Source organism: Planococcus sp. YIM B11945 (assembly GCF_050864155.1).
Taxonomy (GTDB): Bacteria; Bacillota; Bacilli; order Bacillales_A; family Planococcaceae; genus Planococcus.
This window is the reverse complement of record NZ_JBOZWR010000008.1, coordinates 1-25,919: the sequence shown is the minus strand read 5'-3', so window position 1 is coordinate 25,919 and position 25,919 is coordinate 1. Positions and strand designations below refer to the sequence as shown.

Genomic DNA, 25,919 nt, shown 5'->3' with positions numbered 1-25,919 from the left:
ACAAAGAACAGGGAGGTGTTTCGGATGAGACTTTTTAAAGTAGCCAAACCAGCAGCCAATCAATGTCCATATTGCGCAGGAAAAGGTTATTTCCAATTGCGGTTGGGCGGTTCAGAAACGTGCTCCTGCTGTTCAGGATCTGGTAAGAAATAAACCTGCTGCCAATAATTAAGAAAAGTAGAATAGTATGTACATCAAATTAACCTGTATAGAATAATTCTATACAGGTTTTTTGCTGATTTTTTTAAGGAAAGCTTCCATTTAGCAATTATGTTCTAGTGTCCGCTTTTCATTGTTTAGCTCCGGCGGCCAGATTCTCGGGGTCATAAGCCATCTCGGCTGTACGGCAAAAAAAACGCCGCTTCGCCGATTTGTCTTATGCCCGTCGAATCTACATGGCCGCTTGCGCTTTTCTGATTGTCCAGCTCCAGCGGCCAGGTCCTCGGGACGTAAGCCAATCCACCTGTGCGGCAAAAAGCGCCGCTTCGATGGTCTATCTTATGCCTGTCGGACCTAAACGGCCGCCTCCGCTTTTCTGATTGTCCAGCTCCGGCGGCCAGATTCTCGGGGTCATAAGCCATCTCGGCTGTGCGGCAAAAAGCGCCGCTTCGCCGATTTGTCTTATGCCTGTCGAAATCTACATGGCCGCCTCCGCTTTTCTGGCAATAGTGACAAAGCGATGAACTCTGTGTTGCTGGATTGAAAGCGTTTGGCATTTCGGGTAAACTGATGAAAGGAATATCGGAGGTTAGCATTTATGAACAGTTCAATTACCATTGTGCAATTAATTATTTCCATGCTTTTGTTTTACGTGATGTTTTTCGGGATCGGCTTTTTATTGAATATGCTGCTTCGCATGACGTGGCTTATGGCGATTGTTTATCCAATAGTGGTCTTGCTGATTATCGATGATGTCGGCTTTTTTGATTATTTTACCAACCCGGGCGAATCGTTCTCTATGCTTGGCGATACATTGACTTCATTAACTGGTACCGATATTGCGGTGCTGTTGTCAGGTTTTGCCGGAGCCATTACTTCAGGTTTTGTCATGAAAATTTTGCGCAAAATGGGTTATCAAATGTTTTAAACTAAAAAAACTGCCAGACCGAACAATCGGTCTGGCAGTTTTTATTTGAAAATAGCATAAAACGCGAATGAAATAAGAATACCCGTGATGGCCCCCATGAACACTTCGCTCGGTTTATGGCCAAGCAGCGTTTTCAGCTCGGCAATTTTCTCTTCTTCTTTTTTCTGTGTCCAAGACATAGTTTCGTTTACAAATATATTAAAATCATCCCGCAGTTTATTGATTGTCAAAGCTTGCTGGCCGGCTTGGAAACGGACGCCGGTTGCGTCGTACATCGTGATAACGGCAAATGTAGCGGCAACCGCAAAAATCGTCGAATCCACTCCGTGTTCAATGGCGACGGCAGTCGTTAATGCGGTAACGGCTGCGGAGTGTGAGCTTGGCATGCCGCCAGTTGATGTGAAAAGCTTCCATTCCACTTTCCGTGTGACGATGTATTGAATGGGAATTTTAACGAACTGGGCAAATACAATTGCAAAAAGAGCTGCCATCAAAGGCAAATTTGAGAAAACTTCCATCCAACAATCATCCTCTCTGACTAAGTTATGAAGCTAGTATAACATAGCAAATGGCCAGGTCGTTTCACCATTTTCTTTCGAAATCCGAACTACTCGCTGGACGAAATACATGATAAACTGATAAGGAAAGCAAATTAAAGGGGGATTTTTATGAATTTGGTTGTACAAGCACAAATGGAAAACGTGGAAGCGGAAATCGTTGTTGTCGGACTAAGCCGCCATCCTGAAAATACAAAAGGCTGGACGGAATTTTCCGAGCGCTTTAATGGCATGCTTGGTGAGTGGACAAAAGATATATCATTCGACTTAAAATCATTGACTACATATCCGGTTCTGTCCGGTTCCATTCCGCGGGTTTTATTCGTCGGATTGAATGACCGAAAAAAACTGACGGAAGACGACATCCGGGCCGCATTTGGCCAAGTCGGCAAAGAGTTGGCAAAGAAAAAAATCAAACATGCAGCCATTTACTTGGAGTCGTTCCAAAATGATAATATCACCGCTGAAAATGCGGCCTACTTGGCTGCAGAAGGCATTGCGATGGGTACTTACCGTTTCGACGATTACAAAACTTCTTCCAATGAAGCAGACGTCAGCGTAGAAACACTGTATTTGATCACAGAAGAAGACGCGGAAGAAGTGGAAGCATCTGCAACGATTGGCCAAGTGTTTGGTGAGTCAGTTAACGAAGCCCGTACGCTTGTCAATATGCCAGGAAATATCCTGACAGCGACTGCGCTTGCGGATTACGCAAAAGAGCTTGGCGAAGAATATGGCTTTGAAACGGATATTCTTGGAAAAGAAGAACTTGAAGAACTTGGCATGGGTGCAATCCTTGCAGTCAACCAAGGATCTGTCGAAGAACCGCGTTTGATCGTCTTGAAGTACAAAGCAACTGACGCGTTTGAAAACCCCTTGGCACTTGTCGGAAAAGGCATCACCTTTGATACCGGCGGCTATTCCTTGAAGCCGAAAGACGGCATCGTCGGCATGAAAGGCGACATGGGAGGGGCGGCAGCAGTTCTAGGCGCAATGAAAGTGATCGGCGAATTGCAGCCGGAGAAAAACGTAGTAGCGGTTATCGCTTCAACTGACAATATGGTATCTGGCAACGCATTTAAACCAGATGATGTCATTACGTCGCTTAGCGGCAAAACGATTGAAATCCTCAATACCGATGCAGAAGGGCGCTTGGTACTGGCGGATTCGGTTACGTATGCGAAGCAGCTTGGCGCAACACATATTGTCGACGTGGCAACTTTGACCGGCGGCGTCATCGTAGCGCTCGGCAAAGACAAAACCGGCGCGTTGACGAACGACGAAGCATTTTTCGAAACGTTTTTGGAAGCGACAATGGAAACCGGCGAATTTGTCTGGCGCTTGCCGCTTACGGAAAGCGATAAAAAACGCATCCGCAAAAGTGATGTAGCCGATTTGAACAACTCGCCAGGGCGCGATGGCCATATGATTTTCGGCGGCGGCTTTGTAGGGGAATTTGCGGAAGAAACACCGTGGATCCATTTGGACATCGCGGGAACTTCCGATGCGGATTCGCCTCATGATTTAGGGCCAAAAGGCGGCACGGGGGTTATGGTGCGCACATTGGCAATGCTCGTTGAGAGAATGGCGGAAGAACAATAAAATAGGCTATAAAGCAAAAACCACCAGCATCCGTTTTCAAGCGGATGCTGGTGGTTTTATTTTTTCTTTAGCGCTTTTTTGCCAAGCACAGGCTCCAAGTCGTCCCTCACCGTCACATCGGCTAATTTAATGCCCGATACATAGGCTGCGCGGCCGATCAAGTGGCCAGCGACAGGCGACGTGATGAACAAGAAAACAATGGCGATGAGCAATTCCGAATTAAAATGGTCTTCAATCCACGTAAAATGGATGAAGGTCCCGCATAAAATCGTCAGAACACCCATTGTTGAGCTTTTGGAAGCAGCGTGGGTCCGCGTATAAACATCCGGAAGCCGAATAAGGCCAAGGGCTGCTACAACGCTTAAAATGACCCCTACGCTTATAAATACAATGATTAGTACATTAGCGGCGATTGTCACGGTCGAAAATCACTCCTCTCTCGATAAACTTGGCAAATGCAGCCGTTCCAATAAAAGAAAGGATGCTAAGCAGCAAAATGATTTCGAGGAAAAATTTGGTTCCGATAATCATCGACAAAAGCGCGACAATGGAAACAAGGGAGACGCCTAAAGCATCGAGCGCCACTACCCGGTCCGCAGTAGTCGGGCCTTTGATCAAACGGTATAAAAGAGCCGCGAATGCACAGCTGACAATAATGAGCGAAGTCCAGTAAAACGTCATCATGGGCGGCTCACCTCCATAATTGCGCGTTCAAACGTCGTTTTGATCGCTTGAACCGCGCCTTCGATATCTTCAAAATCAATTGCATGGATGTAAAGCTTTGTTTGGTCATCGGAAATGGCGACCACCAATGTCCCCGGCGTCAGCGTAATAAGCGCTGCCAACAAGGTCACTTCCCAATCGCGCTCCAATTCCGTTTCCAGTTCGAAAATGGCGGGGCGAATCGAAAGCCGTGGCTGAATCACCAGTTTAAACACCGAATAGTTGGCCAAAATTAATTCTTTAATAAACAAAAAGAACAGGGAGATAACGGCCCAGATGCGGAAAATGTATAGCCGGTAGGAAAAAAAACGGCGCATCAATACGATCAGCAATAAGCCGACCAGAAAACCAATCGCGAATCCGGTTGGCGTGAACGACACGGTCATAAACATCCACACCAACGCCAAAAAGAAATTAAGCAATACTTGTAAGGCCATCGCCATCTACTCCTTTAATACCGCATCTATATAGATGGATGGATTTAATAGCACATCGCCGGCACCTGAGATGAGCGGCATGAACAGTTCCGCACCGACGCCAACGATGATCGTTAAGATGACGAGTGCTACGGAAGGAATGAACATTTGTTGATAAGCTGATTTTGTAATGGAAACGGTCTGAACGGGAGCTCCCCAGAACGCATAAACGAAAATGCGGATGACGCTTAATAAAACAAGCAAACTGGTCACTAAAATCACCAAGCTGCCCCAGAAGTTCGGCCCTTGAAAGCCGCCTTGGATAATCAGCAGTTTTCCTGGGAAGCCGCTGAGTGGCGGAATGCCAGCCAAACCGAATGCAGCTACCAAGTAAACCCAGCCGAGAACCGGATAGCTTTTCATCAACCCGCCCATTTCACGAAGATTAGTTGTTCCAAATAAGACGGCAATAATGCCAACCAAGAAAAACAACGCGGCTTTGATGAGCATGTCGTGCACTAAGTAAAAGATGGCGCCATCCACTCCCGCTTCATTCAGTTGGGAAACCCCAAATAAAATGACCCCGACGGCAATGATGATGTTGTAAATGATAATTTTCTTTACATCAAAATAAGCGAGGGCTCCGACGCATCCTGCTAGAATGGTCAAGATCGAAATGATTGCCAGCAGCTCATGGGTAAAGTCGATGTTCATGGTGAAAAACAACGTGTATGTACGCATGATGGCGTAGACGCCGACTTTTGTCAGCAATGCACCAAATAACGCCAAAATTGGAACCGGTGGAGCATTATACGAACCTGGCAGCCAAAAATACAAAGGGAAAATGGCTGCTTTAAAACCGAAGACCACCAAAAACAAGACGGCGATAACGGTTAAAATGCCGGTTTCTTCAATCTGTGGAATTTTCACAGCCAAGTCTGCCATATTCAACGTACCGGTCACCGAATACAAGAAGGCAACAGCGGCAACAAAGAATGCGGAAGAAATGACGTTTACCAGCAAGTATTTAATGGTTTCCCGCAGCTGAGGTTTTTCACCGCCGTGAACAATCAACATGTATGAAGACATCAGCAGCACTTCAAAAAATACGAATAAGTTGAAAATATCTCCTGTCGTAAACGCTCCATTTACGCCGAGCAGCAAAAACAGTACCGCTGGGTAATAAAACGATTGCTCGCGTTCCTTGCCGATTGTCTGGAAACTATAAAAAATGACGAGCAAGGCAATGAGTGAAGCGCTGAGCACCAGCAGGACCGAAAACAAATCAGATACCATTGTGATGCCAAACGGAGCGTCCCAGCTCCCAAGTGTGACCGCCTGCACGCCATCCGCTTTGACTTTTGCCAGCAAGAACAATCCTGCGATAAAGGCAAGCCCCGCTCCAATCGCAGCGACAGTTCGCTGCATGCGGATATTTTTCGGAAAAAACAACAGGATGGAAGCAAACAGCAAAGGGATAATGACAGGGAATAGAAGTAAGTTAATCACGGTCTTCAATTCCTCTCATTAAATTCATATCATCTGTACCGAGTTCCTGGTATGCCCGATAGGCAAGAACCAAGAAAAATGATGTAACTGCAAATGAAATAACGATCGCCGTCAAAATCAATGCCTGGGGCAGGGGATCCACATAATCCGTAATGGCAACGCCTTCCGAGACAACAGGAGGCGCTGTGCCACCAAGTCCGCCCATCGTCAAAATGAGCAAATGCGCTCCGTGGCTCAATAAGCCGGTCCCGATGATAATGCGGATCAAACTTTTCGAAAGCATCAAGTAAACGGCCGCCATAAATAAAAAGCCAATGACCACCGACATAATAATTTCCATTATTCATCCTCTCCAATCGTTTGAATAATGGTCATCGTAACTCCGACAACAACCAAATACACACCTAAATCAAACAACGCAGCTGAATGCAGCGACGTTTTGCCGAATAGCGGCAAATTGAAGTAGTCATAAGCATGCGTGAAAAAAGGAACATTGAAAAAAATGGATGCACTCGCTGTGCCGAGTGCCAGCAATAACCCGATCGCGATCATGATCACGTAATTAAACGGAATGATTTTTTTCACCGTTTCAATGTCAAAAGCCAGCATCAACAAGACAATGGCACTGGCAGTTAAAAGCCCTCCGACAAATCCGCCGCCGGGCGTGTAATGGCCCGCAAAGAAAATATGGACAGCAAACATCAAAATGATAAAAGTGACGACTTTCGTGGCGGTTTGGAGCATCACATCATTTGTTCTCATGCTGTCCCTCCTTTCTGCTAAGGCGCAATTTAATCATCGTAATGATCGCAGTTCCAGCAATCCCGAGCACGGTAATTTCAAACAATGTATCAAAGCCCCGGTAATCGACTAAAATGACGTTTACGATATTGCCGCCGCCCGCTTCTGAAGAAACCGTTTCTTTGTAAAATTCGGCAATGGAAGGCAAGATTTTCTGGGAATGAGCTGACAAGGCCACAAGCGTCATTGTCGCGCCTACCCCTAATGCGATGACGGCATTGCCGAATTTAAAGCCAACGCGTTCTTCGGCTTTGCTGTTTTTCGGCAAATGGTAAAACGCCAACAAGAACAAAGCGACTGAAATCGTTTCGATGACCAGCTGCGTTAACGCCAAGTCCGGAGCCCGGAAAATGACAAAGAACAAAGCGACCGAATAACCGACTGCGCCGAGTGCGATAATGGCCGTCAGACGTGACTTTGAAACCAAAATAGTAATGGTGCCGGCTACCAATGCGACCAAAATTAGAATTTCGTAGAAGCCGATCGGCGCCAAATTGTCTGTGCTGAAAGCAAAGGCGTCTGTTAACGCCAATGTGCTAAGCACGATCGCAATAAAAAACCCGAACATGTAAACCAAGTACGAACGGATAAATCCGGTCATGTACAGCGCAGAAAAGCGGTTCGCTCCGCCGTCGCTTAAATACGTAAAGCTGTCGTACAAGCGATTAAGCGAAATGGTGTCCGGAAACATGTGGTAAACTTTCTGCCATTTCCGAAGCGTCCAGAACAAAATGCCGCCGACAAGAAAAATTCCTAGCGTCATCAACAATTCTGGGTTGATTCCGTGCCAAGCAGCCACGTGAATATCAATTTCTGCCGGCGAACTGTACAAGAATGGCTGAATTGCAACAACAGCCGGCTTGATCAGCCATTCGCCGACTTGATTCGGAATAAAGAAAATAACGAGAACCAATAAAGCGAGCAAGGCAGGAGATACAAGCATACCAATCGGTGCTTCATGTGCCGGTTTTGGCAGCAGCTCCGGTTTGTGTTTGCCTGCAAACGTATGGAAAACAAAATAGAAACTATAGATGAACGTAAAAACACTGCCGATCCAAGCGATCACAGGAAACAAGATTCCCCACACATCCATCGAGAACAAATCAAATTCTGTTAATGACAACATGGCGGTCAAAAACATTTCCTTGCTCAAAAATCCATTGAACGGAGGGAGTCCGGCCATTGAAAACGAACCAATCATGGCGATTGTAAATGAAATTGGCATCAGGCTCATCAAGCCCCCGAGTTTTCGGATGTCGCGTGTACCGGTTTCATGATCAACAATGCCGGCAATCATAAACAAGCTGCCTTTAAACGTCGCGTGGTTGATCAAATGGAAAATAGCTGCGAACGCCGCGTATTTAAAAACGGTTTCTGAAGCGTTTTCAATATGGAATCCGGCAGCCGAAGCACCAAGCAGCGACATGATCAGGCCGAGCTGTGATACGGTCGAAAAGGCAAGGATCGCTTTTAAATCTTTTTGCTTCAAGGCGAAAACTGATCCCCACACCATTGTAAACAACCCGACGCCAGCTACGAGCCACATCCACGTGCCAGAAACCGCAAACACGGGCGTGAAGCGAGCTACAATGTAAAGCCCCGCTTTAACCATTGTCGCCGAGTGGAGATAAGCACTGACGGGAGTTGGCGCTTCCATTGCATCCGGAAGCCAGATGTAAAATGGAAACTGAGCAGATTTCGTAAAGGCGCCAAGCAGCACCAAAATGAGCGCCCCGATGAAAAAATCGTGGCTAGCAAGGTCAGGAGCTTGTGCGATCAATTCGCGGATTGAATACGTATTGCCCATAATGCTGAGAAGAACAAAACCCCCAAGCATCATCAATCCGCCAAAGACCGTAATCATCATTGATTTTAATGCCCCAAACCTTGAACGGTCGCGTGTATACCAATAACCGATCAATAAGAAAGAAGAAATAGAGGTCAATTCCCAGAACAGGTATAGGGTAATCAGGTGGTCGGATTGCACGACTCCGAGCATTGCCGTCATAAACATCAATAAATAGACGTAAAAATTATGTAATTGCTCCCGGTCTTTATTCAAATAGAAAACCGAATACAACACCACTAAGGCCCCAATTCCGGTAATCAACAATGAAAACAAAAGGCTGAGCCCATCTAAGTAAGCCACAAAGGCAATGTCTAGAGAAGGGATCCATTCCAAACGGGAAATGAGGTGGCCGCCTACCGAGGTAGTCGGAACTAGCGTAGCGTAATACAGAAACAAAATGACAGGGACAACTAGCACAAACCAGCCCGTATGAATCTGCCTCATTTTTTTAAATAGCAGCGGAACAAAAAGGGCTGCAAGAACAGGCAGAAAAATTAACAATACAAGTGACAAAAGAATCCTCCTTCCAAGCTTATAAATAATAAGTGACTATAAAAAATTATAACGCAATTGCAAGGGCTTTGCATTGTTAGAAAAAGGAAAGCTGCGATTCTGCTCGAATGTTTTAGCGATAATGAAATAGGAAGAAACCCGGTTAAAATTGTTCGCAATAAATATAAAAATAGCCGGTTTCTATTGGAAACCGGCTAGCTTTACATCGTTTTCAGTTCTTGCTCGAGCAAGACATCTTCAAAATCCTGCTCGGGTTTTTTCAATGTGTAGGTTAAAAACGCATACGAAATGACAAACAGCACGCCCGTAACGATGAAAACCGAAGGTATGCCGATAAAGCCGCTGACGATCCCGCCGAACATCGGGCCGATGATATTCCCGAGAAAACGGAAACTGGTATTATAGCCCATAATTTCGCCTTGAATTTCAATCGGCGCTTCCCGTCTCATCAAAGCCGTCGTCGTCGGAATCATTCCGCCGACCGCAATGCCAAACAGCAAGCGAAGAACCATCAATTGCCAAAGATCGGTGACGAAGGCTTGCGGAATGATAAAGAGGAAGGCCAACAAAAGCAAGAAGCCCAACACTTTCTCATAGCCGATGGTATCGCCGAGCCGTCCCCATCTTCTGGCAAACAATAAATTCCCGACGCCGGTTGCGCTGAATGTCACACCGGCTAAAAATGCCACTTGGCCGCTGCCTTCAGTCAAATGTGCTACATACAGTGAAAGAAGGGGCTGAATGCTGAAGTTGCCGATTTGGATCAAAGACGTGATGATCATGACGTTCAACAGCAGGCGGTGATGCAAGATGCCTTGAATGATCGTTTTGCGTGCATAGACATGAGCGTCTTTTTTCTTCATGCGTTTGACTTCATTGATGCCAAAAAAGACAAAAAGCCCAGCAATCCCTATGACTGTTGCGGTAATAAGAAATGTATATTCAAAACCGAACGAATCGGCCATAAGCCCACCGATTACCGGACCAAACAAGGTGCCCGACACACTGCCCATTTGAAGCGTCCCTAGGGTGCGGCCCGCTACTTCTTTTGACGTTTGAGAACTGACAAAAGCAAGAGAAGTGGGAATGAACCCGGTGACAAGCCCCATAAACAAGCGGATGAAAAACAGTTCATGGACCGAATCGGCCGTTCCCATCATGTAAATGCTTGTAGCAATCCCAAAAGCGTTAATAACCAATATCGGCTTGTAGCCGTATTTATCTGCAATCCGTCCCCAAATTGGAGACATGAACAAAGCCGCCACAAACGTAACGCCAAACACGAGACCTGCCCATCGTTGAACATATTCTTCAGTATAAGTGCCGAGCGATTCAATATAAAGAGATAAAAATGGCATAATCATAGTCGTACTGCCCGCTACAAGAAAATTGGTGAACATGATGATCGTAAAATTTTTCTTTTGCATTTTCATGCGGAACCCCTTCTTTCCATTACGTGAACCCATCTTTAATTATATAATATTTCGATAGACGAAGAAAGTAAGAGAGACCAGAAAAGCCGATAAATCAAGGTTCTTATTAACTTGCCCCAAATCGGGACAGCCAAAACTTTTGATGGTGCTCTTTTCTTTTTTTATTACTGTGATAATATAGCTGTTAATGCTACAGAAATGTCAGGTGAGATGAATGGACACAAGTGAAATGAACCGAAGAGCCGGCTGGATTTTAGAAGAATGGGATCCGTTTGCCATTGGCAGCGAGTTGTACGACACCGAAATCGTTGATGTGGTTGGCGCGTTGCAAGAACTGGACGACCCGTCGGATTTAGCAAAAAAAATACAAACCATTTACGAGTTTTCATTTGATAAATGGATTCCGCTCGAACGTTGTGTGGAAATTTCCTATAAATTATTGGCGCTGAAATTTGAAGCGAAACACATTATTTAATAATGCTTTAAAGTAAAAAAGAGCTTTCAGCCGACTGGCTGAAAGCTCTTTTTATTAAACTGTTTCGACGCCGTCCAACAAGTTAGATGCCGGCACTTCTAATGCGTTCGATAATTTTAAAATCGTTTGAACAGAAGGTACTTCTTCTCCTGATTCGTAAGCTTGCAAGCGTGCAACGCCTACTCTCGCTTTCAACGCCAAATCGTCCAAAGACAATTTGCGTTCTTCCCGCAGGAATTTTAACTGGGCGTGTAAATCTTTTTGCAAATGCATACACTCCTTTAGGTGATGGAATAGCTTTCTTTTGTTAAGCATAGCACAATCAAATTATTTCGATTATCGAAACTGTGGCAAATTGAGAACATTTTCCTTAGAAAAAGTCGATGATTCCGCGGACAAAAACAATCAAAATAGCAACTGGCGCGACAAACCGTACGAGAATGCGCCATGTGCTAGCCCATAATGATTCACCCATCAATTCCGCTTCCGCGTCTTTTTTGGTCAATACATAGCCTGCAAAAAGGGAAGTGAGCAACGCGCCTAATGGCAATCCAATTCGGCTTGTGACAATATCAGCGAAATCAAAGAACGTATAGCCAAACATATACGGTTCAGACCATAAACCGAACGACAACGCACTTGGAATACCGAAAATGAAAATAAACAAACCGAAAATCCAAGAAGCTCTGCGGCGGCGATCGTATCGTTCTTTAACAATGATCGAAACGGTAATTTCGAGCATGGCAATCGAAGAAGTCAGCGTTGCGAACAACATCAAAACGAAAAATACAATCATTAAAAATTGCCCCATGAACAATTGGTCGAAAATAGCCGGCAAAATGATAAAGACGAGCCCTGGGCCTTGATCAGGTGTATAGCCCAGCGCAAAGACTGCTGGAAAAATGATGAGACCAGCCATGACGGAAATGGCGATATTCAATACGACCACACTGATGGCCGATCGCGTCAAGTTCTCTTCTTTCGACAAATAAGAAGCATATGTAATCATACCGGCTACGCCGACGCTGAGCGAGAAAAATGCTTGGCCGAGCGCCGTGAGCGCCGTTTCAAAATTGAAGAAAGACCAGTCGGGAACGAGCATAAAACGCACGCCTTCCATGGCGCCGTCCAACGTCAACGAACGGATCATCAACAAGACGAAGAAAATTAACAGTGCGGGCATCATAATTTTGCTGGCGAGTTCAATTCCGCCTTTGATTCCGCCTTGGACGATCCATACCGTCAAGAACATGAACAAGCCTTGTGCAATCAGCACTTCCCACGGGTTGCCAATGATGCTGCCGAACAAATCAGCAAATGCATTATCGCCTAAATTCGACAGTTGAAGCAACAATGATCGGCCTAAATATGACAAGATCCACCCGCCGACCACTGAGTAAAAAGAAAGAATAATAAATGAGAAAAAGAATCCGGACCAGCCGATCAAAAACCAATATTTTCCCGGTGCCTGTTTTTTTAGTCCAGTGACTGCATCGGCTTGGCCGCGGCGCCCGATAATAAATTCAGCCAGCAAAATCGGCAGCCCGATGGCGACCGTACTGATGATAAACATTAAAATAAAGACGCTTCCGCCATTCGTTCCGGTTTCGTATGGGAATTTCCAAATAGCGCCGAGCCCGATGGCACTGCCGGCAGCTGCGAGGATAAACCCGATTTTGGAAGTCCATTGTTCACGCTTCTTCATATCTTCACTCCTGCTCTCTATAGATTTTTTCATTCTACACGATGAACTTCGAAAAAAGTAGGATTTCTTGAAATCTCTCGGCCTTTTATAATGTATAATAAATTATGAATTGTTAAAAAATTTAAGGGGTCGAAAGTGATGGAACATGGAGAACTGTTTGAAAGCGCGATGAAGGGAGAAAGGCGGGCTTTTGCGGAATGGAGCGCCCTGCATCATATGCCGATTGCACGCTTCGGCTATCAAAATGGCATTGGGCATTTGGAGCTGCAGCCGTTTCAGCTCGATGTATTTCGCCGCTTCTATAACCGGTTGCCGGCAGAATTCCAAGATGAGCACGCAGCAGAAAATGTGTTGGTTAAACTGTGCATCGACCGTTTGCCGTTTCATCAAAAGCAGGATTCAAGCCAAGAAGACCGTTCCATCCGTTTTGAAGAAGACCGCGAAATTCATGAAAGCATCCAGCAATTGCCCGGTAGAGATAAAGTGCTGTTCACCTTGTTTTATTTTCACGGGAAAACAGAGCACGAACTTTCACTATTGCTAGCCGAACCGGAAGACCGACTAGCGGACTCGATCCGGCGTGCCAAAGAGCTTTTATTGGATAAGCTGGACTTGCCAACACCGGAAATGCTGGAAAAACGCCTCCAATTGCTCGATACTTCTTATGCCCGATTTATGCCAGCTTTTGATGAAACCGAACTTTTTATTGCGGATGAAAAAGAAGAACAATTTGAAATCGCACCGGAAAGAAAAACGCCTTCGCTTAAAAGAGGGGCAGTTGGGTTGATTGGTGCTGCTTCACTATTTCTTGTCGGAGTGATCGGCTTTTCTTTTTTTATGAATGAAGCAGAACAAGAATCTACTGCAGCTGTTGAAGAAGAAAGTACGGTGATTACGGACAACATGGTAGATGAATGGCGTAAGGAATACAAAACCATTCTCAAGACATCGGCTGACAAACTGGGATTGGACCAAAAAACGTATAATGAGCTGGCATATGTGCAGCAAGCGGATGTGATGTTTGAGAGGACGCTTAAAAAAAGCAATATCAAAAAGCTGAAAAACCAGCCGGAAAAGATGGAACACCAAATTAATCGCGTGCTGCGCAACGCCCAAACGCCAAAAGAAATGATTGGTTTGCTGAATGAAAACAACATGTCAGCAAAAGAAGCTGCTGAATTTCTTCATTCTTTCTCCAAGAAAACAAAAGAACTAATGGATATTTATGATGGCGTTTTCCGAAGCAATCAAGTCGAACTGGCCCAGGCTGTTTTTAATGGAGAGCTTTCCGCCGACTATTTAATGGCACACAAAAACCAATATTCCGAAGAAGTGAGAAGGGTATTGGATTCGCTGGACGAAGCCATGCTAATTGCCGCCGTGCATCCCGCAGAATCGAAATTTTTCACCCGGCGGAATATGGATATATTATTTTCCAATGAATTCCTCAACCAGGGAAGTCTAGGCTACCGCTATTTGCCGCTTCTTGCGAACGAACCATATTTTGAAGGTACGGAACTATTATTGCCTGTTGAAACGATTTCATACCATCTGCAAGAGATGGAGATGTTTCTGCTGGAATCGGAACAAGTATCAAGCGAAGTGTTTTCAGAATATGAATTTATTTTTCAGCACACGTTTTGGCTATTGCTGACAGGAAGCGAAAGCAATCCCGTTTTTGACGATCAAGGGAAAGTGAAAGAAGAATATCGAATGGCTTGGACAAATTTAACAAAGCATACTGGAAATCCGCTAATTTACATGATGCTTCCGATTCTTGAGGAAATGAAAGCAAGCGGCTGGACCCATTCCGAGCATTATTCACAACTTGCGTATAACCAAATTCTGGACGTGCTTGAAATGGAGAAACAGGGAGAATTGGCGCCAAAGCTTCCAAATGGAGATGTTTCAGTTGAACCGCTGTTTCTTGATATGAAAGATTTTACGTACGAGAAATCCGGAAAATTGTACAATGACTTTAAAAAAGATTACGACCTTACCCGCCTACAGAATGTGCCGCCATTGGATGTCTTGTTCTTATACCATTATGCAAACAAAAAGGAAGACCCGGAAACAATGTGGCATTTGCTGGCGGATGATGAAACAAAGCCTCCGCTTGAAGAATATATGGAGCATTGGATCCAAGAACCGGATATAGCAGAAGAAGCACTTTGGGTGGAAATATACGAAGAATCTTTATACCGGATGCAAGAAGAAATCTACCTTAGCCCACAGATCAACTTCCATACCGAAGGCATGATGATTCCGCCAGTGCCGATATTGACAACGAAAAAAGACCATATTTGGCAAGTGAAAAATTACATGTATGAAAAACATTCGGTGGCTGAAGAAGAAAAATACGTACAAGCTGTAACCAGGCTTTACAAAGCCTTTGCTAAAACTCCTGATGAAAAGCTTTTGGACGAAGCCACGCCCGGGGAAATTGCCGGCATGTTTTTAGTGGCGGCAGAAAAAGCGGATTATGAAACGATGTTTGCATTAATGGAAGAACCAGCACAATCGATGCCTTTGGAATCATTCGAACAACAAATCATCGACCGCAATTTGCCGCGGCTTGAAACGATAGGAAACCTTGAGTTTTCGTTGGATATGTTTTCGTATGAATATGGACAGATATGGGGCTTTGCAAAAATGGATATTCTGCTGAACAGTCCGGATGGCCGCGTCTACGAAGAATTACCCATGGTCAAAACCGAGGATGGGTGGCGCATGAGAGATATAACCGCCTACTAATTTTACTCTGCCCCTATAACTGTGCTATAATTTACAGATGCCAATAAGGTGTACAGGAATTAGATAAGACTAGGAGCGGGTAGAACATGACAAACACATATCAAGCAGGCGACACAGTAACAGGTAAAGTAACAGGAATTCAGCCATACGGTGCATTTGTTGCATTGGATGAAAAAACACAAGGTTTGGTCCACATTTCAGAAATCACGCATGGCTATGTTAAAGAAGTCAGCGAATATCTTGCAGTTGGACAAGAAGTAAACGTAAAAGTATTGGAAATTGATGAAAAATCTAAAAAAATCAGCCTTTCAATCCGTGCGCTTCAAGAACAGCCGCCAGCACCACAACGCAGCGAAAAGCCAAAACAATCTCTTCAATCACATGTGAATGAAAATGATTCAGAAGGCTTCAACTCGTTGAAAGATAAAATGCAAGAATGGATCAACAAATCCGGTCAATAATAAAAAATGAAGGACAGGCGAAAAACCTGTCCTTCATTTTTTTTTGATTTTTCTTAAGCGGTACTGCAAATTTTGGCGGCTCATGCCGAGTGCATTGGCGGCTTTGGTGACATTGCCGTTATAGAGGTTCATCGCTTTTTGCAGATAGTACATTTCAGCTTCGAACAAATAGCTTTCTAGAGGGAGCAGTTCTTTGTTGCCGTTTACTAGAAAATCTTCAGGACTTAATTTTCCGGAAGCTGTTGTTTTCGCTATAAAATAGTGCGGCAGCAAATCGAGCGTCACCAGATCTTGGTTCGTGATCATGAACGTGACTTCATCAAGCAGCATTTCAAGCTCTTTTAAATTGCCCGGCCAGTCGTAAATTTGGAATATGGCCGAAACTTCGTCGTCAAGCCCTTTAATGTGGGACCCGAGATTCATGCGGTGGCGGGAAAAATAATCATCGACAAAAGGGAAGATGTCTTCTTTTCGTTTTCGCAATGGCTCCAGGGGAATCGTCATCGCCGAAAAGAAATAGAAGAGTTCCTTCATTAACTTTTCCGCCGAAATCAATTCAACCGGATCTTCACCGACACTGGCGATAAAACATAGGCTGCTTCCTGCTTGCTGTTGGACCATTTCAAGCAGCTGGGCTTGCAGCGGGAGGGGCAATAAATCAATGCGCTCGCAATAAATAGTGCCGCCGTCCATGCTCGCCATATTTTGTGAAAGCAGCTCCAAAACATTGGGGTCTATGCCGTGGCAAAACAAAGTATGGAACTTTCCTGTGGAAGATGCAGACCAGTGTATTGCCTCCGCGATCAATTCTTTGCCGGTGCCCGACTCGCCGATGAGCAAGACCGGCAATTTGGCTGCCGCCGCTTTTTCCGCCGTTTCAATCACTTTGCGCATGCTGGCCGATACCGCCGTGATGCTATTGAACGTGATCGGTTCTTCGTATTTTTTCAAAGGCTGGTAAACTGCCTTTTCAAGAGTCGTGACATCGCGCGACAATTCAATGGCGCCGACGAGCTTGTCCCCTGAAAAAATGGGATGAGTGTCGTTAATGGTGGTAATTTCTTGCCCTTTGCGATTCCAGTAGGTTTGTTTTGCGTTCAATACGGCTTGGCCGTTTTGAAGAACTTTCAACAACGTACTTTCTTGTTCGCCAAAGCGAAACATTTCAAGAAACGACCGATCCGCTAATTCCTCAAAATCAAATCCCTCGATTTCTTTCATTTTCCGGTTGTAAATAATGGTCTTGCCTTTTGCATCTACGGCGTGGATACCGACTGAAACATGTTCTCCGGCAAATTCATAAAAAGGTGTTAAATCCGTATCATTAGTAGTCAAATCCATCACCTCAAAATTATTTTTCATCTTTTCGTCGAAAATACTTGAAATGTGCAACAATCTTTTGCATTATTATAGATGGAAATAGTTTATTAGTGCAAATTTTTTTTGCGCTTATTTTATGAATATTAAGGAGGATTTACATGATTCCCTACAAACACGAACCCTTTACGGATTTTTCAATTGAATCGAACCGTACTGCTTATTTGGAAGGTTTAAAAACTGTCGAAACTTATTTGGGGCAAGATTTCCCTTTAATTATTGGTGGAGAACGCATTACGACTGAAGATAAAATTGTTTCATTCAATCCGGCAAACAAAGAAGAAATCGTTGGCCGCGTTTCAAAATCAAACAGAGAATTAGCTGAAAAAGCAATGCAAAGTGCTCTTGAAGCTTTCAAAACATGGAAAAAAGTAAAACCTGAAGTGCGTGCAGACGTTCTGTTCAAAGCAGCAGCGATCATTCGCCGCCGCAAGCATGAATTCTCGGCTTTATTGACGAAAGAAGCAGGGAAGCCATGGAACGAAGCAGACGCAGATACTGCAGAAGCAATCGACTTCCTTGAATATTATGCTCGCCAAATGCTGCGTCTAAAAGATGGCATGCCAGTTATGAGCCGTCCAGGCGAATACAACCGCTACGACTATATTCCTTTAGGTGTAGGCGTTGTTATTTCTCCATGGAACTTTGCATTTGCAATCATGGCAGGAACGACTGTTGCCGCTATGGTAACAGGAAACACGGTTCTACTTAAGCCAGCTTCAACAACTCCAGTTGTTGCTTATAAATTTATCGAAGTTTTAGAGCAAGCGGGCATGCCTAAAGGCGTTGTCAACTTCATCCCTGGACCAGGCGCTGAAGTAGGCGATTACCTTGTTGACCATCCGAAAACTCGCTTTATCTCATTCACTGGTTCACGCGCAGTCGGTCTTCGCATTGCAGACCGTTCAGCTAAAGTGAACGAAGGACAAGTATGGATGAAACGTTTAATCGCTGAAATGGGCGGAAAAGATACAATGGTTATCGACAAAGAAGCAGATCTTGAGCTTGCTGCTCAATCAATCGTTAAATCGGCATTCGGGTTCAGTGGACAAAAATGTTCTGCAGCTTCACGAGCAGTTATCGTTGAAGACGTGTATGATACAGTTCTTGACCGTGTGATCGAATTGACAAAAGAATTGACAGTCGGCAACCCGGAAGACCAAACTCACTTCATGGGTCCGGTTATCGATGCTGCAGCTTACAAAAAAATTATGGAATACGTTGAAATTGGAAAAGGCGAAGGCCGCATTGTTGCAGGCGGAACTGGCGACGATTCAACTGGTTACTTCGTGAATCCAACAATCATCGCTGATCTTGATCCGAAATCTCGCATTATGCAAGAAGAAATTTTCGGGCCAGTCATCGGTATTTCAAAAGCAAAAGACTTTGAAGAAGCGATTGAAATTGCGAATAACACAGAATATGGCTTAACAGGAGCGGTTATCACGAACAACCGTGAACACTTGGAATACGCCCGTGAAGAATTCCACGTCGGCAACCTTTACTTTAACCGTGGGTGCACAGGCGCTATCGTAGGCTATCAGCCATTCGGTGGTTTCAATATGTCAGGAACTGACTCTAAAGCTGGCGGCCCTGATTATTTGACACTGCACATGCAAGCAAAAACTACATCAGAAATGTTATAATTGAATTCAATTAAAGGCAGACCAATAGTCTGCCTTTTTTTAACAAAAGGAGGATTATTATGACAAAAACACAACAAATCATTGAGCAAACAGAAAAATACGGTGCGAACAACTACCATCCACTTCCAATCGTCATCACGGAAGCAGAGGGAGTTTGGGTAAAAGATCCAGAAGGCAATAAATTCATGGACATGCTATCAGCGTATTCCGCTGTTAACCAAGGCCACCGCCACCCGAAAATCATTCAAGCGCTAAAAGACCAGGCGGATCGGGTAACACTTACATCCCGTGCCTTCCATAACGATATGCTAGCTCCATGGTATGAAATGATTTGCGAAATTTCCGGCAAGGAAATGGCGCTGCCAATGAATACAGGAGCAGAAGCGGTTGAAACCGCTTTCAAAGCGGCGCGCCGCTGGGCTTATGACGTCAAAGGAGTAGCTGAAAACCAAGCGGAAATCATCGCTTGCAACGGCAACTTCCACGGCCGCACAATGACTGCTGTGTCTTTGTCTTCAGATCCTGAATACCGCAAAGGATTCGGCCCGATGCTTCCAGGCATCAACTTGATCCCATTTGGCGATTTAGAAGCATTGAAAAATGCCATCACGCCTAACACTGCTGCATTCTTGATCGAGCCGATCCAAGGTGAAGCAGGAATCATTATGCCAGAAAAAGGCTTCTTGTCTGCTGCAAGAGAACTTTGCCGCGAAAACAATGTATTGTTCATTGCGGACGAAATTCAATGCGGTTTGGCTCGTACCGGCAAAATGTTCGCTTGCGAATGGGAAAACGTAGTGCCTGACATGTACATTCTTGGCAAAGCACTTGGCGGCGGGGTGTTCCCGATTTCATGTGTAGTAGCCAACCACGATATTTTAGGCGTCTTCAACCCCGGATCACATGGGTCAACATTCGGCGGAAATCCCCTTGCTTGTGCCGTATCCATCGCTTCAATGGAAGTGTTGCAAGATGAAAAATTGGCGGATCGTTCGCTTGAACTTGGCGAATACTTCATGAGCAAATTGCGTGAAATCCAACACCCTTCTATTAAAGAAGTAAGAGGCCGCGGATTGTTCATCGGCATGGAATTGACTGAAGCTGCTCGTCCGTATTGCGAACAATTGAAAGAACTCGGGCTTTTGTGCAAAGAAACGCACGATACGGTAATTCGTTTTGCCCCGCCATTAATTATTTCAAAAGAAGATTTGGACTGGGCAATCGAACGCATCCAAAAAGTCTTTGCTAATTAAGAACTAACTCACAAATGGAAAAGCAAGTATGTTACACTAGTTGCGGAGTAATTACTATAAAATAAAGAGGCGAACTAATACAATGGCTGAAAACCTGAACTTGTTGACGTCAACGCAGGAAGTAATAAAAACTGCTTTGGATAAACTTGGATATGAAGAATCGATGTATGAACTTCTAAAAGAACCTATGCGGATCCTAGAAGTCCGCATTCCTGTTCGTATGGATGATGGCAATACGAAAGTGTTTACAGGATTCCGTGCGCAGCATAACGATGCAGTAGGGCCGACAAAAGGCGGCATCCGTTTTCATCCGGATGTTAACCGCGAAGAAGTTATGGCCTTATCAATGTGGATGACGCTTAAATGCGGAATTGTGGAATTGCCATATGGCGGGGCCAAAGGCGGCATTATTTGTGACCCGCGTGAAATGTCTATGCATGAAATCGAAAAATTGAGCCGCGGATATGTGCGCGCTATTAGCCAATTCGTCGGACCGAATAAAGATATTCCAGCCCCTGACGTTTTCACGAACTCGCAAATCATGGCTTGGATGTTTGATGAATACAGCAAAATCGATGAATTCAATTCACCTGGTTTTATTACTGGGAAACCGATTGTTCTCGGAGGATCCCAAGGCCGCGATAAAGCAACAGCTCAAGGTGTAACCATTTGTATTTATGAAGCTGCCAAAAAACGCGGACTAGACATTAAAGATGCTCGCGTAGTTATCCAAGGATTTGGGAATGCCGGCAGTTTCTTGGCTAAAATCTTGTATGATGCTGGTGCCAAAATTGTCGGAATTTCCGATGCTTACGGTGCTTTGCATGATCCCGATGGTTTGGACATAGAATACTTGCTGGACCGCCGCGATAGCTTCGGAACAGTGACGACGTTGTTTGACAACACCATTACAAACAAAGAGTTGTTTGAACTAGACTGCGATATCTTAGTTCCTGCGGCGATTTCAAACCAAATCACTGCTGATAACGCTGCTGACATTAAAGCTTCTATTGTAGTAGAAGCGGCAAATGGCCCGACGACTGCAGAAGCAACCAAAATTTTGACCGAACGCGGCGTTCTTTTAGTGCCGGATGTATTGGCGAGTGCTGGCGGAGTTACCGTTTCTTATTTTGAATGGGTTCAGAATAACCAAGGGTACTATTGGACACAAGAAGAAGTCGATGAAAAGTTAACCAAAAAATTAGTTGATGCTTTTGAAAACGTCTATAATGTAGCAACTACTCGCAATATCGACATGCGTTTAGCGGCATACATGGTCGGCGCCCGCAGAACTGCTGAAGCTTCGCGCTTCCGTGGCTGGGTATAATGCTTGCGAAAACCCGTTTGGATAAATTCCAAACGGGTTTTCGGCTTTAATTTTTGCATTTGCTTCTAGAAAACGACATAATATTAATCGAATAGGAGGATGAAAACATGAATGCATTTTCTTTTTACAATCCAGTAAAATTGATTTTTGGCAAAGGGCAATTACAAGAAGTGAAAAACGAACTTCCACAATATGGTAATAAAGTTTTGGTTGTATATGGTGGAGGCAGCATTAAAAAGAATGGTTTGTACGATGAAGTAATGGAAACGCTGAAAGAAGCGAATCTTGAAGTGTTTGAACTTGCAGGTGTAGAGCCGAATCCACGTATTTCGACAGCGAGAAAAGGCGTTGAAATCTGTAAGACTGAAGGCATTGATGTAATTTTGGCAGTTGGCGGCGGTTCTGTTATTGATTGTGCAAAATTGATTGCTTGCGGCGCAAAATACGATGGTGATGCATGGGATTTAGTGTCCCGAAAAGCCCAACCATCAGAAGCTTTGCCATTCGGTACAGTTCTGACTTTAGCAGCTACTGGATCGGAAATGAACTCCGGATCTGTAATCACTAACGAAGAAACACAAGAAAAATACGGTTGGGGCAGCCCGTTGTCTTTCCCTAAATTCTCAATTTTAGATCCTACTTATACACTCACAGTCCCTGAAAACCATACGGTATACGGAATTGTGGATATGATGTCTCATATTTTTGAGCAGTATTTCAACAATGCAACGAACACACCGGTACAAGATCGCATGTGTGAAGGCGTTTTAAAAGCCATTATCGAAACGGCTCCAAAGTTAATGAAAGATCTTCAAAGCTTTGAACATCGTGAAACGATTTTATTTGCCGGAACGATGGGGTTGAACAATTTCCTTCAAATGGGTTATAGAGGGGATTGGGCTACTCACAATATTGAACACGCTGTTTCCGCTGTTTATGACATTCCACATGCCGGGGGATTGGCTATTTTATTCCCTCAATGGATGCGCCATAATGTACACGTAAACCCTACACGTTTTGCGCAAATGGCTGTTCGCGTATTTGATGTGGAAACTGAAGGCAAGACAGAAGAGGAAGTTGCTTTAGAAGGCATTGACCGTTTGTCAGCGTTTTGGACATCGCTCGGCGCACCGACTCGCCTAGATTATTACGATATCGACGATTCGAAAATCGACGTTATGGTTGAAAAAGCTATGGTATACGGAGAGTTCGGCAATTTCACCAAATTGAACGATGAAGACGTTAAATCAATTTTACAAGCCTCTTTATAAAAGAAAAAGGATTGAGCGAAGCCGCTCAATCCTTTTTTTATTTAGTTGTTAATGGTGGAAGTGACTCTGGACGAGTGCTTACATGCTTCCAGTGGGTTTCCCCGTCGTCTGCATCAAACGATACGAGAACATCGTTGACACTTGGTTGGCTTAAAATAATTTCTGCTAATAAGTTTTGCAGGTTGTCCGCTTCAACAACGGTTAACGATGGATCAATCTCAACTTTCGTTTCCACATGAAGGAATTCGCCTTCTTTTAACACTTCAAGCTTTTGGATATCCCGTACGTCAGGGTGGTCGGTCAACAAGTGTGCGATATGGTTGACCATCTGTTCGTCAGTTTCTCCGATAGCTCCGCGGGCGTTTTCTAAGAAGACGCGCATCACCACGTAAAACATCATCAAACCAATTGCGATAGAGGCAGCACCTTCAATAGCAAGAAAGCCGGTATAGTGCGCAATCAACACGGCAATAAGTGCAAGTATACCACCAGCCGTCGCTACCAAATCTTCAAGGAAGACAAGTTTTGTAGCGGGCTTGGCGCGGTTCATATGGGCGAAGCTTGTCGTCAATGGAGCCATAGCGCCGCCTTTAACGCCAGCTTCATGGAGAATTTCTTTGCCGGCTTTATACAACACAGCAGCTTCTAAAATAATTGCAATAGACAAAACAATAACGCTGATGATAAAGCCTTCTGCTTCCATTGGATGCGTCATCTGATGCCAGCCTTCAATTATTGTCTCATACGCCATAATACCAACGATTAATACCGCACCGAGCAAGACGATGTTCAGCAGTCGGCCAAACCCATTCGGAAATTGTTTCGTTGGTGCTTTCTTCGATAACGCAGAACCGATAAAAACAAAATATTGATTGGCGGCGTCGCCGATCGAGTGCATCGTTTCAGCGAACATCGCGACATTTCCTGTAAAGAAAAATGCGATGCCTTTCATGATGGCGATAAATGTGTTAGTAATTGCTGCGTACAGCGAAGGCTTATTGCCTCCCTTTAATAGTGTGAAAAATTCTGTCATTTGTTTTCCTCCTTAAGTGATTAAATCAATTTCAACCCGCTCTACATTTTTAATCTCTGAAATTTCCTGGTACATGTCAATCGTCGCTTTGTCTTCTACATAGAAAGCGCGTACCGTAACTATGTGTTTGTTGGATGAGTGATCGTCGCCTTTATGGGCGATGGACATCGCTTCAATAAGGAGTCCTCCTTTTTTTAATTCCTCCATAAGGCTGGAAAGAGAAGCCGGATCGGAGATGGTGATCTTTAAATTCGCTTCAGTCATTCGCAAGCGTTTAGGTCCGAATTTAAAGAGCAAGGGAGTAAGGACCTCAATGCCGATCAAAATGATGGCTACCGATATAGCAGCTTCTACATAAAAGCCTGCGGCAACCGCAATTCCGATTCCGCCAGCCCCCCAAATCATTGCAGCTGTCGTCAATCCTGAAATCGAGTCGTTGCCTCGTTTTAAAATAACACCAGCGCCTAAAAAACCGATGCCTGAAACAATTTGAGCCGCTAAGCGAAGAGGGTCCATCGTAATATTAACATTATCATATACACTCCCTCTAGCGATGTAGGCAGATTCAATTGAAATAATTGTAAGAAGGCAACTGAATGTCGAAATGACGATGCTCGTCTTCAATCCCACTGGTTTTCTTTTGAGTTCTCTCTCCAAGCCAATCACCAAACTTAGAAAAGCGGCAAGAAGCAGTTTAGCTAAGGTTTCAAATGAGGAGATTTGGAGTGCGGAGAAAAAATCCATATAGGTTACCTCCTATCTATTTAGGGTTGATAAAGAAATGGGGAACTGTCAAACTATTATGAGTACCGAAGAAAAAAGAACGAGAGAAAGGCGAGAGGTATCACCATGGAAAAACCGGCAGTTCATCCTTACATACCAATTATCATTGGCGTGTTTTCAGTAGCGCTCTCAGCAATATTCGTCAAGATGACATCAGCAGACTCAGGAGTCACTGCGTTTTACCGAATGTTATTCTCCGTACTCCTCATGAGTCCGCTCTTTATTTTGAAATATACCCATGAAATCAAAAAGCTAAGCAAACGAGATTGGGCATTTACGGGAATCGCTGGAGTTTTTTTGGCATTTCATTTCATTTTATGGTTTGAATCGTTAAACTACACCTCTGTTGCCAGTTCTACGGTATTAGTAACTTTGCAGCCGTTATTCGCGTTTGCGGGAACTTATTTCTTTTTCAAAGAGAAGTTATCAGTTAAGACCATTGTTTCAGGAGCTATTACAATACTAGGCAGTGTTTTGATCGGCTACGGTGATTTTCGAATTAGCGGATCGGCACTTTACGGGGATTTATTGGCCTTGATTGCTTGTGCTTTAATTACTGTTTACCTTTTGTTTGGCCAAGACGTCCGTAAAAGACTTTCGTTGATGACATATACCTTTATCGTTTACGGAGTCAGCACCATAACATTATTTTTCTATATTATTGTTAAAGGAGAATCCTTTGGACCGTATCCGGCTTCTGAATGGATGTGGTTTTTGCTCCTGGCTTTGATCCCGAACTTATTGGGGCATACTTTATTTAATTGGGCGTTAAAGTGGGTAAGTACAAATGTCATCTCCATTGCGATTTTATTTGAACCAGTGGGAGCTGCCGTGTTAGCTTATTTTATCCTTGACGAACTGCTTACAAAAAGCCAAATAATCGGTGGAAGCATAGTATTGCTAGGGATTATTTTCTTTATTACAGATTATAGAAAAATTAAATCAGTGTTTTTTAAAAATAGGGGTTGATTTTTAAAAGCAGTCGGTTTATAGTTATAAATGTCCTTAAAACAAGTCGAAAAAATATTTCAAAATAGTATTGACAGCGAATTGTTACTAAGGTATATTAATAAAGTCGCAAATGAGCGACGCCGACTGAACCTTGAAAACTGAACAGCAAAACGTCAACAAAAATTATTGACGCGTTCCGAACGCGGCAATAAAATTTCTGCGACGGTCGCCCTTGGGCGATCAGAGCAAAAAAACATACTGATCAGAGTTTACTCAGATCAAGCGATTCGCGCATCCTTCGGGATGGCGAGCGCCAGCATGAGCAATCAAGCTTCTATAATGGAGAGTTTGATCCTGGCTCAGGACGAACGCTGGCGGCGTGCCTAATACATG

Annotated in this window: 25 protein-coding genes; 11 read left to right on the top strand and 14 right to left on the bottom strand. The window is 44.2% G+C overall.

Translation table 11 applies throughout. The annotated features are described in order from the left end of the window. The first annotated feature begins 24 nt into the window (after window positions 1–24). Both ACRRQV_RS15420 and ACRRQV_RS15415 read left to right on the top strand, forming a co-directional pair. Window positions 25–153 carry a YuiA family protein gene (locus ACRRQV_RS15420; RefSeq protein ID WP_432532478.1) on the top strand — a complete coding sequence of 43 codons (129 nt, stop codon included), beginning with the start codon at window positions 25–27 and terminating at the stop codon, window positions 151–153. A 604-nt stretch (window positions 154–757) separates the two neighbouring features. After that, window positions 758–1,087: a YuiB family protein gene (locus ACRRQV_RS15415; protein WP_432532476.1), complete on the top strand. Its 330-nt coding sequence runs from the start codon at window positions 758–760 to the stop codon at window positions 1,085–1,087. 41 nt (window positions 1,088–1,128) lie between these two features. On the opposite strand, the gene ACRRQV_RS15410 is transcribed toward ACRRQV_RS15415, so the two are convergent. Continuing rightward, window positions 1,129–1,605, bottom strand: a complete 477-nt coding sequence (locus tag ACRRQV_RS15410) for a divergent PAP2 family protein (RefSeq protein ID WP_432532474.1) — start codon at window positions 1,603–1,605, stop codon at window positions 1,129–1,131. Window positions 1,606–1,755: 150 nt separating this feature from the next. Here ACRRQV_RS15410 and ACRRQV_RS15405 point away from each other — a divergent pair, with 150 nt between their 5' ends. Next, window positions 1,756–3,246, top strand: a complete 1,491-nt coding sequence (locus ACRRQV_RS15405) for a leucyl aminopeptidase (protein WP_432532472.1) — start codon at window positions 1,756–1,758, stop codon at window positions 3,244–3,246. Window positions 3,247–3,302: 56 nt separating this feature from the next. Here ACRRQV_RS15405 and mnhG read toward each other — a convergent pair whose 3' ends face one another. From mnhG to ACRRQV_RS15365, 8 genes are all read right to left on the bottom strand, one after another. Beyond that, a complete protein-coding gene (gene mnhG, locus ACRRQV_RS15400; RefSeq protein ID WP_432532470.1) occupies window positions 3,303–3,665 on the bottom strand; it encodes a monovalent cation/H(+) antiporter subunit G in 363 nt (120 codons plus the stop codon). Continuing rightward, window positions 3,649–3,930: a Na(+)/H(+) antiporter subunit F1 gene (locus tag ACRRQV_RS15395; protein WP_432532468.1), complete on the bottom strand. Its 282-nt coding sequence runs from the start codon at window positions 3,928–3,930 to the stop codon at window positions 3,649–3,651. The genes mnhG and ACRRQV_RS15395 overlap by 17 nt, the downstream gene beginning before the upstream one ends. After that, a complete protein-coding gene (locus ACRRQV_RS15390) occupies window positions 3,927–4,406 on the bottom strand; it encodes a Na+/H+ antiporter subunit E (protein WP_432532466.1) in 480 nt (159 codons plus the stop codon). Before ACRRQV_RS15390 ends, ACRRQV_RS15395 begins: the two co-directional genes overlap by 4 nt. A gap of 6 nt (window positions 4,407–4,412) precedes the next feature. Next, the gene (locus ACRRQV_RS15385; protein ID WP_432532464.1) at window positions 4,413–5,894 is read right to left on the bottom strand and encodes a Na+/H+ antiporter subunit D; all 1,482 of its coding nucleotides are present in this window, start codon (window positions 5,892–5,894) and stop codon (window positions 4,413–4,415) included. Beyond that, on the bottom strand, window positions 5,887–6,234 hold the full coding sequence (locus tag ACRRQV_RS15380; RefSeq protein ID WP_432532462.1) for a Na(+)/H(+) antiporter subunit C: 348 nt from the start codon (window positions 6,232–6,234) through the stop codon (window positions 5,887–5,889). Before ACRRQV_RS15380 ends, ACRRQV_RS15385 begins: the two co-directional genes overlap by 8 nt. Further along, a complete protein-coding gene (locus ACRRQV_RS15375) occupies window positions 6,234–6,656 on the bottom strand; it encodes a Na(+)/H(+) antiporter subunit B (RefSeq protein WP_432532460.1) in 423 nt (140 codons plus the stop codon). The genes ACRRQV_RS15380 and ACRRQV_RS15375 overlap by 1 nt, the downstream gene beginning before the upstream one ends. After that, window positions 6,643–9,057, bottom strand: a complete 2,415-nt coding sequence (locus ACRRQV_RS15370; protein WP_432532458.1) for a Na+/H+ antiporter subunit A — start codon at window positions 9,055–9,057, stop codon at window positions 6,643–6,645. The genes ACRRQV_RS15375 and ACRRQV_RS15370 overlap by 14 nt, the downstream gene beginning before the upstream one ends. A gap of 200 nt (window positions 9,058–9,257) precedes the next feature. Beyond that, on the bottom strand, window positions 9,258–10,490 hold the full coding sequence (locus tag ACRRQV_RS15365; RefSeq protein WP_432532456.1) for an MFS transporter: 1,233 nt from the start codon (window positions 10,488–10,490) through the stop codon (window positions 9,258–9,260). A 214-nt stretch (window positions 10,491–10,704) separates the two neighbouring features. Between ACRRQV_RS15365 and ACRRQV_RS15360 the strand changes: the two genes are divergently transcribed. Beyond that, on the top strand, window positions 10,705–10,965 hold the full coding sequence (locus ACRRQV_RS15360; RefSeq protein ID WP_432532454.1) for a DUF1871 family protein: 261 nt from the start codon (window positions 10,705–10,707) through the stop codon (window positions 10,963–10,965). Between the two features lie 54 nt (window positions 10,966–11,019). Here the strand turns inward: ACRRQV_RS15360 and ACRRQV_RS15355 are convergent, their stop codons facing one another. After that, complete coding sequence (locus ACRRQV_RS15355) at window positions 11,020–11,238, bottom strand: helix-turn-helix domain-containing protein (protein ID WP_432532452.1); 219 nt, start codon at window positions 11,236–11,238, stop codon at window positions 11,020–11,022. Window positions 11,239–11,335: 97 nt separating this feature from the next. After that, a complete protein-coding gene (locus ACRRQV_RS15350; protein ID WP_432532450.1) occupies window positions 11,336–12,670 on the bottom strand; it encodes a sodium-dependent transporter in 1,335 nt (444 codons plus the stop codon). 138 nt (window positions 12,671–12,808) lie between these two features. On the opposite strand from ACRRQV_RS15350, the gene ACRRQV_RS15345 reads away from it, so the two are divergent. Together ACRRQV_RS15345 and yugI are read left to right on the top strand one after the other, a co-directional pair. Next, window positions 12,809–15,424 (top strand): RNA polymerase sigma factor, encoded by a 2,616-nt coding sequence (locus ACRRQV_RS15345; protein WP_432532448.1) that lies wholly within the window; start codon window positions 12,809–12,811, stop codon window positions 15,422–15,424. A gap of 86 nt (window positions 15,425–15,510) precedes the next feature. Then, on the top strand, window positions 15,511–15,885 hold the full coding sequence (gene yugI, locus ACRRQV_RS15340; protein WP_432532446.1) for a S1 domain-containing post-transcriptional regulator GSP13: 375 nt from the start codon (window positions 15,511–15,513) through the stop codon (window positions 15,883–15,885). Between the two features lie 33 nt (window positions 15,886–15,918). On the opposite strand, the gene ACRRQV_RS15335 is transcribed toward yugI, so the two are convergent. Continuing rightward, the gene (locus tag ACRRQV_RS15335; RefSeq protein ID WP_432532444.1) at window positions 15,919–17,226 is read right to left on the bottom strand and encodes a sigma 54-interacting transcriptional regulator; all 1,308 of its coding nucleotides are present in this window, start codon (window positions 17,224–17,226) and stop codon (window positions 15,919–15,921) included. A 137-nt stretch (window positions 17,227–17,363) separates the two neighbouring features. On the opposite strand from ACRRQV_RS15335, the gene pruA reads away from it, so the two are divergent. From pruA to ACRRQV_RS15315, 4 genes are all read left to right on the top strand, one after another. Further along, window positions 17,364–18,908, top strand: a complete 1,545-nt coding sequence (pruA, locus tag ACRRQV_RS15330) for an L-glutamate gamma-semialdehyde dehydrogenase (protein WP_432532442.1) — start codon at window positions 17,364–17,366, stop codon at window positions 18,906–18,908. A 59-nt stretch (window positions 18,909–18,967) separates the two neighbouring features. Continuing rightward, window positions 18,968–20,161: an ornithine--oxo-acid transaminase gene (locus ACRRQV_RS15325; protein ID WP_432532440.1), complete on the top strand. Its 1,194-nt coding sequence runs from the start codon at window positions 18,968–18,970 to the stop codon at window positions 20,159–20,161. 82 nt (window positions 20,162–20,243) lie between these two features. Continuing rightward, window positions 20,244–21,488, top strand: a complete 1,245-nt coding sequence (locus tag ACRRQV_RS15320) for a Glu/Leu/Phe/Val family dehydrogenase (protein WP_432532438.1) — start codon at window positions 20,244–20,246, stop codon at window positions 21,486–21,488. Window positions 21,489–21,595: 107 nt separating this feature from the next. Beyond that, window positions 21,596–22,759, top strand: coding sequence for an iron-containing alcohol dehydrogenase (locus ACRRQV_RS15315; protein ID WP_432532436.1), 1,164 nt, complete (start codon window positions 21,596–21,598; stop codon window positions 22,757–22,759). 37 nt (window positions 22,760–22,796) lie between these two features. On the opposite strand, the gene ACRRQV_RS15310 is transcribed toward ACRRQV_RS15315, so the two are convergent. Together ACRRQV_RS15310 and ACRRQV_RS15305 are read right to left on the bottom strand one after the other, a co-directional pair. After that, entirely contained in the window at window positions 22,797–23,792 is a 996-nt protein-coding gene (locus ACRRQV_RS15310; protein WP_432532434.1) for a cation diffusion facilitator family transporter, read from the bottom strand. 12 nt (window positions 23,793–23,804) lie between these two features. Beyond that, window positions 23,805–24,536, bottom strand: coding sequence for an MgtC/SapB family protein (locus ACRRQV_RS15305; RefSeq protein WP_432532432.1), 732 nt, complete (start codon window positions 24,534–24,536; stop codon window positions 23,805–23,807). Between the two features lie 105 nt (window positions 24,537–24,641). Here ACRRQV_RS15305 and ACRRQV_RS15300 point away from each other — a divergent pair, with 105 nt between their 5' ends. Further along, on the top strand, window positions 24,642–25,544 hold the full coding sequence (locus ACRRQV_RS15300) for a DMT family transporter (RefSeq protein ID WP_432532430.1): 903 nt from the start codon (window positions 24,642–24,644) through the stop codon (window positions 25,542–25,544). The last annotated feature ends 375 nt before the right edge of the window (window positions 25,545–25,919 follow it).

What these genes read in the sequence shown, in the direction of transcription:
- ACRRQV_RS15420 (WP_432532478.1), top strand. Translation starts at nt 25, where the DNA reads ATGAGACTTTTTAAAGTAGCCAAACCAGCAGCCAATCAATGTCCATAT.
- ACRRQV_RS15415 (WP_432532476.1), top strand. Translation starts at nt 758, where the DNA reads ATGAACAGTTCAATTACCATTGTGCAATTAATTATTTCCATGCTTTTG.
- ACRRQV_RS15410 (WP_432532474.1), bottom strand. Translation starts at nt 1,605, where the DNA reads ATGGAAGTTTTCTCAAATTTGCCTTTGATGGCAGCTCTTTTTGCAATT.
- ACRRQV_RS15405 (WP_432532472.1), top strand. Translation starts at nt 1,756, where the DNA reads ATGAATTTGGTTGTACAAGCACAAATGGAAAACGTGGAAGCGGAAATC.
- ACRRQV_RS15395 (WP_432532468.1), bottom strand. Translation starts at nt 3,930, where the DNA reads ATGATGACGTTTTACTGGACTTCGCTCATTATTGTCAGCTGTGCATTC.
- ACRRQV_RS15390 (WP_432532466.1), bottom strand. Translation starts at nt 4,406, where the DNA reads ATGGCCTTACAAGTATTGCTTAATTTCTTTTTGGCGTTGGTGTGGATG.
- ACRRQV_RS15380 (WP_432532462.1), bottom strand. Translation starts at nt 6,234, where the DNA reads ATGGAAATTATTATGTCGGTGGTCATTGGCTTTTTATTTATGGCGGCC.
- ACRRQV_RS15375 (WP_432532460.1), bottom strand. Translation starts at nt 6,656, where the DNA reads ATGAGAACAAATGATGTGATGCTCCAAACCGCCACGAAAGTCGTCACT.
- ACRRQV_RS15365 (WP_432532456.1), bottom strand. Translation starts at nt 10,490, where the DNA reads ATGAAAATGCAAAAGAAAAATTTTACGATCATCATGTTCACCAATTTT.
- ACRRQV_RS15360 (WP_432532454.1), top strand. Translation starts at nt 10,705, where the DNA reads ATGGACACAAGTGAAATGAACCGAAGAGCCGGCTGGATTTTAGAAGAA.
- ACRRQV_RS15355 (WP_432532452.1), bottom strand. Translation starts at nt 11,238, where the DNA reads ATGCATTTGCAAAAAGATTTACACGCCCAGTTAAAATTCCTGCGGGAA.
- ACRRQV_RS15350 (WP_432532450.1), bottom strand. Translation starts at nt 12,670, where the DNA reads ATGAAGAAGCGTGAACAATGGACTTCCAAAATCGGGTTTATCCTCGCA.
- ACRRQV_RS15345 (WP_432532448.1), top strand. Translation starts at nt 12,809, where the DNA reads ATGGAACATGGAGAACTGTTTGAAAGCGCGATGAAGGGAGAAAGGCGG.
- yugI (WP_432532446.1), top strand. Translation starts at nt 15,511, where the DNA reads ATGACAAACACATATCAAGCAGGCGACACAGTAACAGGTAAAGTAACA.
- ACRRQV_RS15335 (WP_432532444.1), bottom strand. Translation starts at nt 17,226, where the DNA reads ATGGATTTGACTACTAATGATACGGATTTAACACCTTTTTATGAATTT.
- pruA (WP_432532442.1), top strand. Translation starts at nt 17,364, where the DNA reads ATGATTCCCTACAAACACGAACCCTTTACGGATTTTTCAATTGAATCG.
- ACRRQV_RS15325 (WP_432532440.1), top strand. Translation starts at nt 18,968, where the DNA reads ATGACAAAAACACAACAAATCATTGAGCAAACAGAAAAATACGGTGCG.
- ACRRQV_RS15320 (WP_432532438.1), top strand. Translation starts at nt 20,244, where the DNA reads ATGGCTGAAAACCTGAACTTGTTGACGTCAACGCAGGAAGTAATAAAA.
- ACRRQV_RS15315 (WP_432532436.1), top strand. Translation starts at nt 21,596, where the DNA reads ATGAATGCATTTTCTTTTTACAATCCAGTAAAATTGATTTTTGGCAAA.
- ACRRQV_RS15310 (WP_432532434.1), bottom strand. Translation starts at nt 23,792, where the DNA reads ATGACAGAATTTTTCACACTATTAAAGGGAGGCAATAAGCCTTCGCTG.
- ACRRQV_RS15305 (WP_432532432.1), bottom strand. Translation starts at nt 24,536, where the DNA reads ATGGATTTTTTCTCCGCACTCCAAATCTCCTCATTTGAAACCTTAGCT.
- ACRRQV_RS15300 (WP_432532430.1), top strand. Translation starts at nt 24,642, where the DNA reads ATGGAAAAACCGGCAGTTCATCCTTACATACCAATTATCATTGGCGTG.